Genomic DNA, 13,247 nt, shown 5'->3' on the forward strand with positions numbered 1-13,247 from the left:
GACTTATCCATAAAGACCCATGGTCTTTTGGATAATGCCCTCTCTTCACGGATACGATGAACTAATCTACAGCATCATCGAGCCTTTGGTGCTCGAATTAGAATGCCGGAATGACAGCACCTTTGTACTCTTCTTCGATAAAGGTCTTCACGTCCTCGGAAGTCAGCGCTTTGGCCAATTTTTGAATGGCGTCGGAGTCCTTGTTGTCCGGGCGAGCTACCAGCAGGTTGGCATAAGGGTTCTCTTTGTCTTCGATAAAGAGTGCATCCTTTGTTGGGTCCAGTCCCGCTTCAAGCGCGTAGTTCGTGTTGATGACAGCCAGATCCAGCTCATCCAGCATACGCGGCAGCATGGCGGCTTCAACTTCCTTGAACTCCAGGTTCTTCGGATTTTCCACGATATCCTTAGCGGTAGCTTCCAGCTTGGTTTCATCTTGCAGCTTAATTACGCCATTCTTGGACAGCAGAGTCAACGCACGGCCTGCATTCGAAGGATCATTCGGGATCGCCACAACCGCTCCATCCTTCAGCTCATCCGCAGATTTAATGGTTTTGGAGTAAGCACCCAGCGGCTCCACATGCACCGCGATCACGGATTCAAGATTCAATTTACGCTCTTTGATTTCGTTATCCAGGTAAGGCTTGTGCTGGAAGAAATTCGCGTCGATTTCTTTGGAGTCCACTTGCGTATTTGGCAGAACATAATCCGTGAATTCCACGATTTCCAGGTTCACGCCCTCTTTTTCAAGCGCTGGTTTAACATGCTCCAAAATTTTGGCGTGAGGTGAAGGCGAAGCGCCTACTTTCAAGGTTACGGTCTCTTGAGCGCCGCCTCCTGTTGTTCCCCCTGGCTCAGCTGCTTTATCCGCAGGCTTGCCGCCGCACGCAGCCAGCACCGTAACCAATGTCAAGCTGATCAATGCCAATGTCCATTTTTTCATTCTAAAAACGCTCCCTCCGAAAATATATTATTTTTTATATTGTCTTCCTTGATGCCTCATCCATCCCGTTATTTTCTTGTAAAATGTCGGACCAGACGATCTCCTGCCATTTGCAGCAGCTGTACCAGCACTATCATTAATACGACGGCCAGAATCATGATCTCGGTCTCATAACGGTAATAGCCATACTTGATGGCCAAATCTCCTAAACCGCCGCCACCGACTTGACCGGACATCGCGGTATAAGATACCAGGGTTACAATCGTGATGGTCATCCCCGCCAGCAGGCCCGGACGTGCCTCCGGGAGGAGAACCCTCCATACGATTTGGCTTGTCGAGGAGCCCATGGCATGAGCCGCCTCAATCACGCCTTTATCCACTTCATTTAAAGCCGTTTCTACGAGCCTAGCGAAGAATGGCGCAGCGCCGATCACGAGCGGCGGAATGGTTCCCAGCACGCCGTACGAAACACCTACGAGCGACTTCGTAATCGGGATCATTGCAACGATCAGAATAATGAACGGAACCGAACGCAGGATGTTCACAATGAACGACAGGATCGTGTAACCGAAGCGCACCAAACCGGATGTAGATCTTGCAGCCATGTAGAGCAGCACGCCAACCGGCAGTCCGATGATGAAACTGAACAATGCCGAAGCCCCCAGCATCCGAAGGGTATCCAATGTTGCCGTCCATATCTCTTTCCAGTCGATCTGGGTAAAATCAAGCCCGAACATTAATGAATCACCTCCACGTCTAATCCTTGTTCCAGCAGCTTCCGGATCGTATCTTCTATGGCACGCTCTTCCCCTTCGAAACGGACGATGAGCTGGCCATACGGCGTTTCTTTGATCGTGGAGATCGTGCCCTGCAGAATTGCAAAATTCACGCCCGTCTCATGAACGGTATGGGACAGAATCGATTCGTACGTTTTCGATCCAAGGAACGTAATCTGCACCGCCCTCGAAGGTCCGTTCGCCTGGCCCTGAATGGCCAGCCGCAGCGCTTCGCCGCTGTCCATCTCCTGGCGGATAAATTCCTGGGTCACTTCATGCTTCGGCTTCAGGAACACTTCCGTTACCGGCCCTTGCTCCACAATGCCGCCCTGATGAATGACGGCGACCCGGTCGCATATGCTCTGAATCACATGCATCTCATGGGTAATCAGCACGATCGTCAGATGAAACTTTTTATTAATGTCCAGCAGCAGGCGCAGGATCGAATCGGTCGTCTGCGGGTCAAGCGCCGAAGTGGCCTCGTCGCACAGCAGCACTTCGGGATCGCTTGCGAGCGCTCTGGCTATGCCGACCCGCTGCTTCTGCCCGCCTGATAGCTGGGACGGGTATTTGTCCCGATGTGCCTCCAAGCCGACCAAAGCCAACAGTTCGGATACCTTGCGTTCCATTTCAGCCTTTGGTGTCTTGATCAGACGCAGCGGAAACGCAATGTTATCGTACACCGTCGCGGAAGATAACAAGTTAAAGTGCTGAAAAATCATGCCGATTTTGCGGCGTTCCGTCTGAAGCTGCTTCTTGCCAAGCGACGTTAAGTTCTTACCGTTCACCCACACCTCGCCCGAGGTGGGACGCTCCAACAAATTGATACAACGGATCAATGTACTTTTACCTGCACCGGAGTGTCCGATGACTCCGAAGATTTCTCCTTTTTCAATCGACAAATCCAATTCGGACAACGCAGTGGTTAAGGTTCCGGCTTTTCCGTACTGCTTCGTCAATTGCTTGAGCTCAATCAATCCGATAATCCTCCTTTTTCCGTAGCTTCATATCTATTTACCCAAAAGAAAAGAGCCTCTTTTTGTAGAATCAAAAAGGGCCCTCTTTACGTAAAAGTCAACGCCTTTTCTCATCTGTCAAAGCCAAGGGATATCCTGTAGCTTTGAAGGAATTAGCACCATGTCACTCCAAGCGTCACTGCGTTAAGCAATTACACGCTGGAGTCGGTTGCCGGGCTTCATCGGGCCTGTCCCTCCGCCTCTCTCGATAAGAAAACATCGATATGAAATTTTTCCGATTAATTTGATCTGATTTAATAACATTTAATGAATGCAATAGTTAGTATAGATTCTTTTCAGGTTTTTGTCAAAAGGAATTTCATGGCGATTTTGTGCCTAAGCCCTGACTCCATTTTTCCCCCAAAGCTCGTTCGTATATTTATAAGAGGCCGCCAGACTCCGGCATACCATATCGACACCTTGTTTGAGATCGTCCAGGTGCTGATCGATATCCTCCAGCTCGATCTTGTCCGACAGCCCTTGATGACGCTGCCATAAATCATCCTGCATCTCGGAATTCATGTAATGGATTTCGGCGTTGCGCCGTTTCCGAAGTGTGTTCAGCGGCGTTTTGTAACGCTCCTTGATCGCTTCCAGCTCTTTGGCCAGCTCTCCGTGGGCCTTCAGGAATTTAAACTGCCGCAGGACCGTAAAATATGAGAAATGCGCCTTCACCTTAGAGGTATGAAGATCGTACAAATCGTTCAGCACCGTCCCCAGCTTATCAAGGATCGAGAATACGCGTATGAAGCCGTTTTTGTAAAAATACACATATCGTTGATATTCCCCTTGCTCCTGAATCGACATGTCATCGATGTAACCCGATTTGACCGATTGACTGAAATGCCTTGCCGCATTCCAGCTCTGTTCCAGCTCATCCAGGGAAACGATCAACCCCCGGGTCCAAATCTCAAGCTTGCGAAAGTCATGCGTCGGATCCTGATTTTTCTCCATTTCCTTCTGCAGCAGCCGGGTTGTTTGGACCATCGATTCGATGGCTTCCTCAAGCAGTCCGTTATTGTGCCGGGGCTGTTCCCCAAGTAACATTCGAAGCATGGCGGTACCCCCTCGCGTCATCAAATTAATCTTGGTTCTTCTTGGACCGCTATTTGTCAAAATAGTGATTCCACCGCGTTTAACCGTCTTCACGATATCCTCACGCGGGAATAACTCATTCAGGTATCCCGATTTCATTCGTGCATTCATGACCAGAGGATTGTTCTTATAGGATGCCCCCGAAACGGCCAGACAACCCACAGAATGGGGCGACTTTCAGATATCCCCCAGGATATCGCCTTCGTCAATCTTAATAAATATAAACTAATCCGTTGCGGGATCAAACCTTTTCAATACTGCTTCCAGCGTCTCCTTGATATCGGACAGGTCGAGCGGAAGTTTTGGCTATCATCCACTTCCCTCCTCACTATACAACAAAGCCCTCGAACGCTGGTTCGGGGACTTTGCATAAACGATGTTGCCTTAAATTCGATCCTTTTCGTTTAATGATTTTCGCTTCTTTTTTATACAATCTTTTCACGAGACATGCTATGATCCGGCCGCATTTCGGCTTTAACCGGCTTGCTGAGCTGCCATACCCTGACACTTAAATAACAGAGTACGCCGAATAAGGCCGAGATCAGCAGTGTATGTCCCAGCGCGGAGAATACGTAAACTTCCTCGTTATGCATCGTTGCCATAATGAGGGCACCGCTAAACACTTGCAGCAAGCAGAGCACGGTTGCCGAGATGCCCAGCATCTGTATCTCCCGGTTGTCGCGGTTACGCCAATATGCAAAATGCCCCATCACCGCAACCACGACCAGCAGCAGAAGCGCTGCCACCCGGTGCATAAAGGCGATGCCGACCCCACCGCCCAGCTCCGGGATCACTTCCCCGTTACACAGCGGCCAGCCCGAGCAACCTTCTCTAGAATCGGTGTGGCTGACGAATGCACCAATATAAACGACGATATAGCTATACAGGGTTGTGCCCCAGACTAAATTACGGAAACCCTTGCTTACCCGAGGCAGACGTTCCAAGTCTACGGGCCCCTTCGCCTGTTCTACCCGCCGCATACCCAGAGCCAGCATGACGGAGCTAGCAAAAGCAATCAGCGAGAAGCCAAAATGCAGCGCCATAATCGCAGCCGATTGAGGTTTAACCACCGCAAGCGCACCCATGATCGCCTGCACTACAACGAATACCGAGGTCCCGATAACATAAGCCATCAAATCCCGGCGATCCCGCTTGTACTTCCAGAACGCAATCAGCGAAGCCAGCGCGGCCAACCCCGCCATTCCGCTGACAGCCCGGTGGGAATACTCAATCATGGAGGATACCGTGTAAGCGGGAACAAATTTACCGTTGCACAGCGGCCACTCCTGGCCGCAACCGAGTCCCGAGCCCGTCTTTGTCACAACCATGCCTCCGAACGTCGCGAAGAACATAATTAAGCATGTTATGTAACTCAGCCATTTTAATTGTTTATCATTCACTTATCTCACCTGCTGCTCATAATCATTCACTATTTAAACCTTTACGGGATCGCATCGTACACAGTCCACATTTCATTATACCTGATTCTACCGCTACGGTCACTTGAGCGATTGTGACAAAATGTTCAAAAATGAGAAAAACCTTCATGATACAGGTACTTGACTTCTTCACCCTACCTCTAACTGATATGTAAAACAACACCGCCGCCAGTTATAGATCAAGGCGGCGGTGCTATAGTCACTCTTACTTATGAATCGTACTGTATACGTCCACGGCACGCTGCAGGAAATCTTCAATCTCCTGGCGCGATTTGCGGAGTTTGTTAACGTAGCGAACCAACTCGCGTCCGTCGGAGTATGCAACAAAGCTAGGGATACCCATAATATTTTGCTGCTGACTCACGTCACCGACAGCATCGACGTCAACCTCAACCAGAGTCAATTGGTTTGAGAACTTTGTCTCAACCTCCGGCATGAATGGATCGATAAACTTGCAATCGCCGCACCAGTCTGCTTTAAATACGGCAACAGTCAGTCGCGGAGACTGGATTGCAACCTGAAATTCTGCTTCTGAAGTGATTTTTTCCATTGATTATCTCCCCTTTACGTCGAGTTCCTTCACCCTTAGTGAATCAAAATGTTGAGTGGAAGTCAAATTTTAGAGCATACTGACATTATGATGCTCACAGGCTGGGATTAACCATCAGAAAGTGCAGGTGACCCCCGAATGCACTCGAATGGAGTCAATGATAATAAAAACCGGGGCAAGTATGTATGGTCATGGACGGCAGCTATTCCGCAAGCCCTGACCGAATCATGGTCGGGGATGATCGCATCGTGGCGATTCTCCTTAAAGCTCCGGACAAGCAGAAACGAATTGCATTGGGACTACACAGCCGTTAGAACGATTCGCAGGCAGCTCAAGGATATCCTCTCCTCCCATCCCTATCTGCAGCAGAGCGTTTCCCCGTTTCCGCTCCCTTCCATGCAAGGGTATAGCGATATTCGGATTCATGAGACCGGTCCAGAGGTTCAGCTATCTCCAGAAGAGCAGGAGTTGAGTCATCATATTCAAGAGGCCACAGCTGCAGCCAACCGAAGTAACGTGACCCGTACGCAAGCCTATTGGGACTGCTATGTATCACAACCTGAGCTGCATTGGGCCTTTCTGGCCCACATGGTATCGCGTAATGCCGGGTGGAATATGAGTGATCTGAAGGGTGGATTGATGTCGGATCTTATGAATCCGACATTTAAGAACAACCTGTATCGCTTCCTGGAGCGCTGCAATGCACTGATCTTCCAGGACGCCTATCCCCAGCTGCTGCTCTATATACACAGTCGAAAAAAGGGTAAGCCCCTATTTCATTTGCTCCCCCACTTTCATGTTTCAGCGTTCATGACACCGTTCTGGGAGCAGTTCTGGCAGGATCAGAGCAGTTCGCTGCTTACGGTAGCCCTGATCATTAATGAGCAGAACTATATTGAGGGGCGTGTGGCGAGACACCCTTTTTACCTACAGCATATTCTACAGGATCCCTTCTTTCGGATGCATGAGCTGACCCGGTTGAATCAAATCGTGTTTCCACTGGGTCAAGTCCATCGAACAGAGTCGGGCGAAAGCCCTGCCCAGAAGCCCTTATCCCCAGCCAGGCCGCTGGCCGGACTTACCTTACCCAAGTTTGACGACCTGTCCATTCGGATCAAGGCAGGCCGTTCGCTGTATGCTTTATTGTTTGGGTATGAGGAGATATACCGCGCGGTGCTGGCATTCGCACGATCCACCAAGCATCAGGGATCGCGCGCCGAATATTGGCCGGCCTTATTTACACCGACACTTGAGCAAGCCATGAATCATGGCCACGCGGGATCTGACCTCATCACATCAGAATGGCTGCCCGATGGCCAGCGTCTGTACAGCCCTTATCTTGATGAGATCTGGGAGGATGAGACCCCCGAGCCGATTCCCCGGTACGACTGGTATCAGGGCCCGGCGATGTTTAGGCATATTCGTAAACCGTTACGGCCGCTGCTGCCGGATATCACCCATGCCCATCGGGCCGCTCTGGAGAAAACCTCCATCGTGCATGATGTGTCTGATCAGTTCCATCGGCATTAAAATGGAAAGAGACCGTCCCGATACTACAAGGATGGTCTCCATTCGGTTCTATTCACACGATAAGTGAAACTAAGTATATGTTTTTATCCCCGCTTCCGCATTCGTGCAGGCTGCAGTCTCATAAGCGGACGGAACACTTTCTGCAAAAGGCGCGGGTAACTGCTCAGCTCCGATTGCCGCAATACGCCAAACACCACCAGCAGGACAAGATATATAATGACCACGGCCACGCCTACAACCAGGCAAGTCAGCAGGAAGGCCAACCGTGCCGGCATGATATCAACCATTTGAATACCGGCCAGATTCAGGCCATATCCAATTCCCCCGGCGGCAATCACCGTCAACAAGAAGCCCGTCCAGCGTTTGCCCAGGATGGAGAAGGATACAATCGCTTTAATCGATCTTATATTCAGTATCGTAATAACAAGGAAACAGAGCGCCGTGCTCCCTATGATCCCGTAGATCCCAAAGAACGGGGCAAGCAGGAAGCTGGCTGCAAGCTTGATTGCAACCCCGATCATCACGTGAATCATCGAGAGTTTGGCCTTGCCGATTCCAAGAAGAATGGAATTTGTAGTCATCATCGTGATCTGGAAAATCGTACCGAACGTCAGAAATCCAATAATCCCGCTGCCGCCCAAGGAACTAAACAGCAATCCATTAATGGAATAGGATGCCACGCATAGCGCAATCACCATCGGCATCCCCGTCAATATGGCTATACGCATAGCCAGCGATACTTGCTGTTCCAAATGCTCCTGGTCCTTCTTCGCAAAAGCCGCAGAGATGATCGGAATAAGCGAGGTACTGAGGGCAATGGCTAGAATCGGCGGAATCCCCGCCACGCTTTGAGCCCGGTTCCCAAGCACCGCGAGGGCTGCTGTCGCCTGATCCAAACCAATCTGCCCGATCAACAGCGGCTTCACTATAGAGCTGTCAATGAAGTTAACAGCCGGAACTGCCAGGGAAGACAGCACAATCGGTATGGACAGCGTGAATATATCCCGGTATATCCCGCCAAGCGGAATGGAACGGTCCGCCGCCGGCATCTTGAGCTCACGATCGCTTCGGCGAAGTTTAACCGTGAAGTACAGCATGACTGCAAACGCGCCGATACTGCCGAGTACGCCACCAAAGGAAGCTCCGGCCGCAATCCAGGTATCGTCGTATCCCATCCGCAGCAGCACATAGGCCAAGCCGATGGCTGTCAGAACCCGTGCAATCTGCTCGATGATCTGAGATATGCCGCCAGCTGTCATGTTATTACGTCCCTGGAAGTATCCTCGCATCATCGCGATGGCTGGAAACAGCAGCAGCGCTGGGGCGAGTGCCTGAATGGCCGCGGCTGCCTCCGGCTGCTTAGAAATATGGGTAGCATAATAAGGAGCTCCAAAATATAGCAGCAGCGTCATGACAATACCCGCTACCCCGGCAAAAATAAGTGCAGCATGATAGACACGCCGAGCCTCCGCAGGCTTATTCAAAGCATGACGCTCGGATACCATTTTGCTGAGTGTGCTGGGAATGCCTGCCGTTGCTACCGTTAACAGCATTAAATATACGTTATTGGCGATCGTAAATGAAGCGTCCCCTATATCGTTCAGCATATGTTCCAGCGGCACCCGCTGGACAAGACCCAGCACGCGGGCTACCAGCGCAGCAGCGGCCAAGATGATCGTGCCTTTAATAAATGACTCTTTCTTTGACAAAACCGTACCCTTCTTTCTCCTCCAAAGCGCCTCTTACAGCGATTCCTAAGCGTCTATTAGAAAACCCAAATGAAGAAAATAATAATCATCGCGAGCTGTAAAATAATCTTCACCACAATGCTGCTGAACAAGCCAATGACCGATCCGAAACCAACCTTCATGGATTTGCTTGGTCCCGAGCCTGCCAGCATTTCACCCAGAAATGCCCCAAGGAATGGTCCAATTATCAATCCAAAAGCGGGAATAACGAACGGTCCGATAATCAGTCCGATCGTGCTGCCCCATATCGAGGCTTTGGAACCGCCGAGCTTCTTAACACCCCAGGCGTTAACCGCATAATCGGCAATGAAGAGCACCACCAGAATGATCGTCTGAATAATCCAGAACCATGCATTGTAATGCTCAAATGTAAAGAACCAGCCGTAAACAAACAGCGCCAGGTAAATGGCGATAACCCCCGGCAGAATAGGGTAAATCGCCCCGGCCATCCCAATGATAAACAGAGCGATGACAATAATCCAGCCCAATATGTCCATCAACATCTCACCCTTCGATCAAAATATGATCCCTGATGACCTCAACGATGCCGTCCTCATTGTTGCTGGAAACCACAAGGTCCGCTTCATCCTTAACCGTCTGCTGGGCATTGCCCATAGCCACGCCGAGTCCGGCCTGCTGAATCACAGCCAGGTCGTTCAGGCTGTCACCTACGGCTACGACTTCGGACATGCTAATTCCGAGCAGCTCGCACACCTGTCCGATTCCGGTCGCTTTGTTAACGCCCTGCGGATTGATTTCCAGGTTATCCGGCGAGGAGTTCGTGATCTCCAGTCCTCCCATATCCTGCAGGCGCATCAGAATGTTGTGGCGTACCTCATGATCATTCGTGTTGTAACCAAACTTCAGCCACTCCTGATTCGCGACATCGCCGATCCAATTCTCAGAGTTATATAATCTTTCTACTGAATACGCCCAGAACCATGACCCGGTTTCAATGGCTAGTGCGTGCATTTCCTCCACGAGCTTGCTGTCGAGCAGCGCCCGGCGGTGCAATTCATATGGCGCACGCCATACCTCGCCGCCGTTCACCGTTACCATCGGTGTCGTCAGTTCAAGCTGTTTGGCATACGGATAGGCATCCTGAAACGGACGACCTGTCGAGAGGCAGACGTGAATGCCGTGCCGTACAGCTTCCTTGATCCACTTCACCGTTTCCTCCGACACCTCATGATCGTCCCGCAGCAGCGTACCGTCCATATCCAGTGCCAACAACCGATATTTATATTTCATGGTATTAACCCCCTTACGAATCATCAGCAAACATAACGACATTTTACCACAAAAGGCAGGGTGTCAAAACATCCCCCCATGAATAGCAGCCACCTAACAGGCCAAAACTGAGATAAAGCCTAGCCACAATGAGAATTTCCCCACGCGCTCGAACCAATCACACGACCCTTGAAATAAATAAGCGATGTGAAAGAAAGAATATGACTTCCTTTGTGCTACGATATTTACTGAAAACAACCCTGAAAGGAGTCATAAAATCATATGTCCAAACCTAATGAGAACCCCGTCGTGACGGCAGAGATGCTCATTCGAAGACCGGTAGCCCAGGTATTCGAGGCTTTCATCGACCCTGAGATTACAACCAAGTTCTGGTTTACCAAAAGCAGCGGCAGGCTTGAGGAAGGCCGTCATATCCGCTGGGATTGGGAGATGTATGGGGTACATGATGACGTGTACGTTCAACATATCGAAGTGAATCGCCGCATCACGATCGAGTCTTCAGACCGGACCCAAACCGAATGGACATTCACGCCACGGGGCGATCATGAGACCTTCGTTGCCATTACCCACTCCGGATTTACAGGCAGTGCGGATGAAATGGTGCAGGGAGCTATCGATTCCATGGGAGGATACACCATGGTGCTCTGCGGCCTCAAAGCGCTGCTGGAGTTTAACGTCGTCCTGAATCTGGTAGCGGACAAAGCCCATGACGCCCATGTGTAACGGATAAAGAAACGGCAGCCAACCCATTGAGGGCTCTTGGCTGCCGTTTTGTCGCTTCCTATTATTGGTTCGGATTGCTTTCCTCATTCTCACCCCCGGTTTGTTTAGGGTGCGGCGTACCGTCGAGTCCGTAAATTTCGTCATAAGCATCGAAAATTTTGCGGGCAACCGGCGCGGCACTCTGGGAACCGAAGCCTGCTTCCGGTATGACGACGGCGACGGCCAGCTTCGGATTTTGCCGTGGTGCAAAAGCGATGAACACTCCGTTTTCCACCCTGATCCGAGAACCGTTTTTATAAATATCCTGCTCGGATGTTCCTGTTTTCCGTGCAAAATCATATTTAAAATCTTCAAAAGCTCGAAGTCCCTGCGTATTCATCCCTGCAATGACTTCGTTCCAGTACTGCTGTGGGAATTCCTCTTTATTTAATACTTCACGCTTGAATTCCTTGATCACATTGCCGTCCTGATCTACAATCTTGCTCGCAAGCTGCGGCCGAATGCGTTCTCCCCGATTGGCAAGCGTGCTGGCATACTGTGCCAATTGGAGCGTCGTATATTTACCGGACTGTCCGAATGAAGCGTATGCCATGGCAGCCAGATAACTTCCCGCCTGCTCGATATTGGTATACTCGATGATTCCTTTATGCTCCTTCGGCAGACCGGATTCGGTAGATACCCCGAGCCCGAATTTCTTCATGTATCTATCCCATACTTCAACGGATTTGGAGCCGTACTTGTTATACAGTCGTTCCCCGATCCAGTCAACCATAAAGGCGTTGGAGGAGTGCTCAATCGCTTGTCTCGCATTCAGAGATCCGTAGGCTCTACCGCCCGAGTTCCGGACTCTCGTATTATCCTTACCGAAGAATGCTGCACCGCCATCATAATAATAATCGTTCGGCCCGAACAATTTTTCATTAAGTCCAATCAATACTGTCAAAGGCTTCATGGTGGAACCGAGCAGCACGACCGATTCCAGATTGTTGCCGGATCGACCGGAACTATATGGAGAAATCGTTCCGTTGCCATAATACTTCATGACCGTTTCCCAATCATCGCTCCCATTCTCCCATACATTCGGATCATAATCCGGCATGCTGGCCATGGCGACAATATTCCCGGTATCCACCTCCATCGCTACGGCATAACCCGTTTGCGCATTCGGATGCGTTTTACCGGAAACCGTATTGGCGTGAAGCCATTTCAGCTGATCAATGATCGCCTGCTGGGTAACCTTCTGAATATCCTTATGAATCGTCGTATGAATATTGTAGCCCTTCTCCGGGGCAATCATGGTCGGCACCCCGTCCGCCATGTTCTGCGGATTAATCGGAATCCCGATATATCCGTTCTTGCCGCGCAGCTCATCCTGGAACATCATTTCGAGTCCGTCTACACCGACCTTCTCCTGCTCCGTGTAGATAAGTCCCGGATCTTTTTGCTTCTTGTTCTGCTCATCAATCTCTTTATATTTTTCCAGTGTCTTAATTCCGCGGAACTCTTTCAAATAACCAATCGTTTGAACGGCAATTTTATCCTGGTTATATTGACGCTGGCTTTCTTCAACAACCTCTATTCCAGGGTACTCGTTCTTATGCTCCATGAAGTAAGCCACTTCTTTAGTCGAAAGATCTGCCTTAATGCGTCTCGGCTCATAACCCGGCTGCTTGTTAAATTCCAGGTCCATCGCTTTGATCACATCATCCACTGTCAACTTTTCGGCTTTTGGATCACCATATTGTTCGAAGACCTTGACCATTTCCTCGGCCAGCTTTTCGATCTCCGGACGGTTCTTCTTCCCTCGTTCGGATGAACTGTAATCCTTTAACAGCGTTAAATACAGTGCTTGGGAGGGTGTTGAGTATGCAAGCGGCGTACCGGAAGCATCAACGATGCTGCCCCGGATCGGCTGAAGCGGGAAATTTTTAACCTGCCCACCGGTTTCGAGCTCTTTTAGCTCAGGCCCTTCAACGAACTGCAGTATAGCAAGACGTATAATAACGACACAGAATATGATAAAAGTGCTGAAAAAAAATAGATTAACCCGCAAGTTAAACTGACTGCCGGCATCTCGTTCTTCTTGTTTGCGCTTATCCGGCCTAAACCCTTTCACGTATGCTTCTCCCCTTTATCCACAATCACATAAACCCATATTAACATAAACGCCCCCCCACTT

12 protein-coding genes and 1 riboswitch are annotated in these 13,247 nt (G+C 50.1%); of the genes, 2 read left to right on the top strand and 10 right to left on the bottom strand.

The window, feature by feature from the left end; all coding sequences use genetic code 11:
• Positions 1–97 precede the first annotated feature (97 nt).
• The 6 genes from NYE54_RS28920 to NYE54_RS28945 all read right to left on the bottom strand — a co-directional run bounded on the left by NYE54_RS28920 (position 98) and on the right by NYE54_RS28945 (position 5,816).
• A complete protein-coding gene (locus tag NYE54_RS28920; protein ID WP_339267983.1) occupies positions 98–940 on the bottom strand; it encodes a MetQ/NlpA family ABC transporter substrate-binding protein in 843 nt (280 codons plus the stop codon).
• 68 nt (positions 941–1,008) lie between these two features.
• Positions 1,009–1,677, bottom strand: a complete 669-nt coding sequence (locus tag NYE54_RS28925; RefSeq protein ID WP_076324846.1) for a methionine ABC transporter permease — start codon at positions 1,675–1,677, stop codon at positions 1,009–1,011.
• Entirely contained in the window at positions 1,677–2,693 is a 1,017-nt protein-coding gene (locus NYE54_RS28930) for a methionine ABC transporter ATP-binding protein (RefSeq protein ID WP_076324847.1), read from the bottom strand. Before NYE54_RS28930 ends, NYE54_RS28925 begins: the two co-directional genes overlap by 1 nt.
• Before the next feature lie 107 nt (positions 2,694–2,800).
• A riboswitch (SAM riboswitch) is annotated at positions 2,801–2,947 on the bottom strand.
• Between the two features lie 121 nt (positions 2,948–3,068).
• A complete protein-coding gene (locus NYE54_RS28935; RefSeq protein ID WP_339267986.1) occupies positions 3,069–3,788 on the bottom strand; it encodes a Cthe_2314 family HEPN domain-containing protein in 720 nt (239 codons plus the stop codon).
• Positions 3,789–4,252: 464 nt separating this feature from the next.
• Entirely contained in the window at positions 4,253–5,227 is a 975-nt protein-coding gene (locus NYE54_RS28940; protein ID WP_339267988.1) for a COX15/CtaA family protein, read from the bottom strand.
• Between the two features lie 244 nt (positions 5,228–5,471).
• The gene (locus NYE54_RS28945) at positions 5,472–5,816 is read right to left on the bottom strand and encodes a thioredoxin family protein (RefSeq protein ID WP_076324850.1); all 345 of its coding nucleotides are present in this window, start codon (positions 5,814–5,816) and stop codon (positions 5,472–5,474) included.
• 138 nt (positions 5,817–5,954) lie between these two features.
• On the opposite strand from NYE54_RS28945, the gene NYE54_RS28950 reads away from it, so the two are divergent.
• Positions 5,955–7,346, top strand: coding sequence for a DUF2515 family protein (locus tag NYE54_RS28950; protein WP_339267991.1), 1,392 nt, complete (start codon positions 5,955–5,957; stop codon positions 7,344–7,346).
• Positions 7,347–7,429: 83 nt separating this feature from the next.
• Here the strand turns inward: NYE54_RS28950 and NYE54_RS28955 are convergent, their stop codons facing one another.
• The 3 genes from NYE54_RS28955 to NYE54_RS28965 are packed head-to-tail and all read right to left on the bottom strand — an operon-like array spanning position 7,430 to position 10,345.
• Positions 7,430–9,055, bottom strand: a complete 1,626-nt coding sequence (locus tag NYE54_RS28955; protein WP_339267993.1) for a polysaccharide biosynthesis protein — start codon at positions 9,053–9,055, stop codon at positions 7,430–7,432.
• 56 nt (positions 9,056–9,111) lie between these two features.
• A complete protein-coding gene (locus NYE54_RS28960; RefSeq protein WP_076324907.1) occupies positions 9,112–9,591 on the bottom strand; it encodes a DUF456 domain-containing protein in 480 nt (159 codons plus the stop codon).
• Between the two features lie 7 nt (positions 9,592–9,598).
• Entirely contained in the window at positions 9,599–10,345 is a 747-nt protein-coding gene (locus tag NYE54_RS28965) for a Cof-type HAD-IIB family hydrolase (RefSeq protein ID WP_076324853.1), read from the bottom strand.
• A gap of 261 nt (positions 10,346–10,606) precedes the next feature.
• On the opposite strand from NYE54_RS28965, the gene NYE54_RS28970 reads away from it, so the two are divergent.
• On the top strand, positions 10,607–11,068 hold the full coding sequence (locus tag NYE54_RS28970) for an SRPBCC family protein (RefSeq protein WP_339267997.1): 462 nt from the start codon (positions 10,607–10,609) through the stop codon (positions 11,066–11,068).
• A gap of 61 nt (positions 11,069–11,129) precedes the next feature.
• Here the strand turns inward: NYE54_RS28970 and NYE54_RS28975 are convergent, their stop codons facing one another.
• Positions 11,130–13,184 carry a penicillin-binding protein 2 gene (locus NYE54_RS28975; protein ID WP_339267999.1) on the bottom strand — a complete coding sequence of 685 codons (2,055 nt, stop codon included), beginning with the start codon at positions 13,182–13,184 and terminating at the stop codon, positions 11,130–11,132.
• Positions 13,185–13,247: the final 63 nt, after the last annotated feature.

The sequence above is a fragment of the Paenibacillus sp. FSL K6-1330 genome (assembly GCF_037976825.1).
Lineage (GTDB): Bacteria > Bacillota > Bacilli > Paenibacillales > Paenibacillaceae > Paenibacillus_AQ.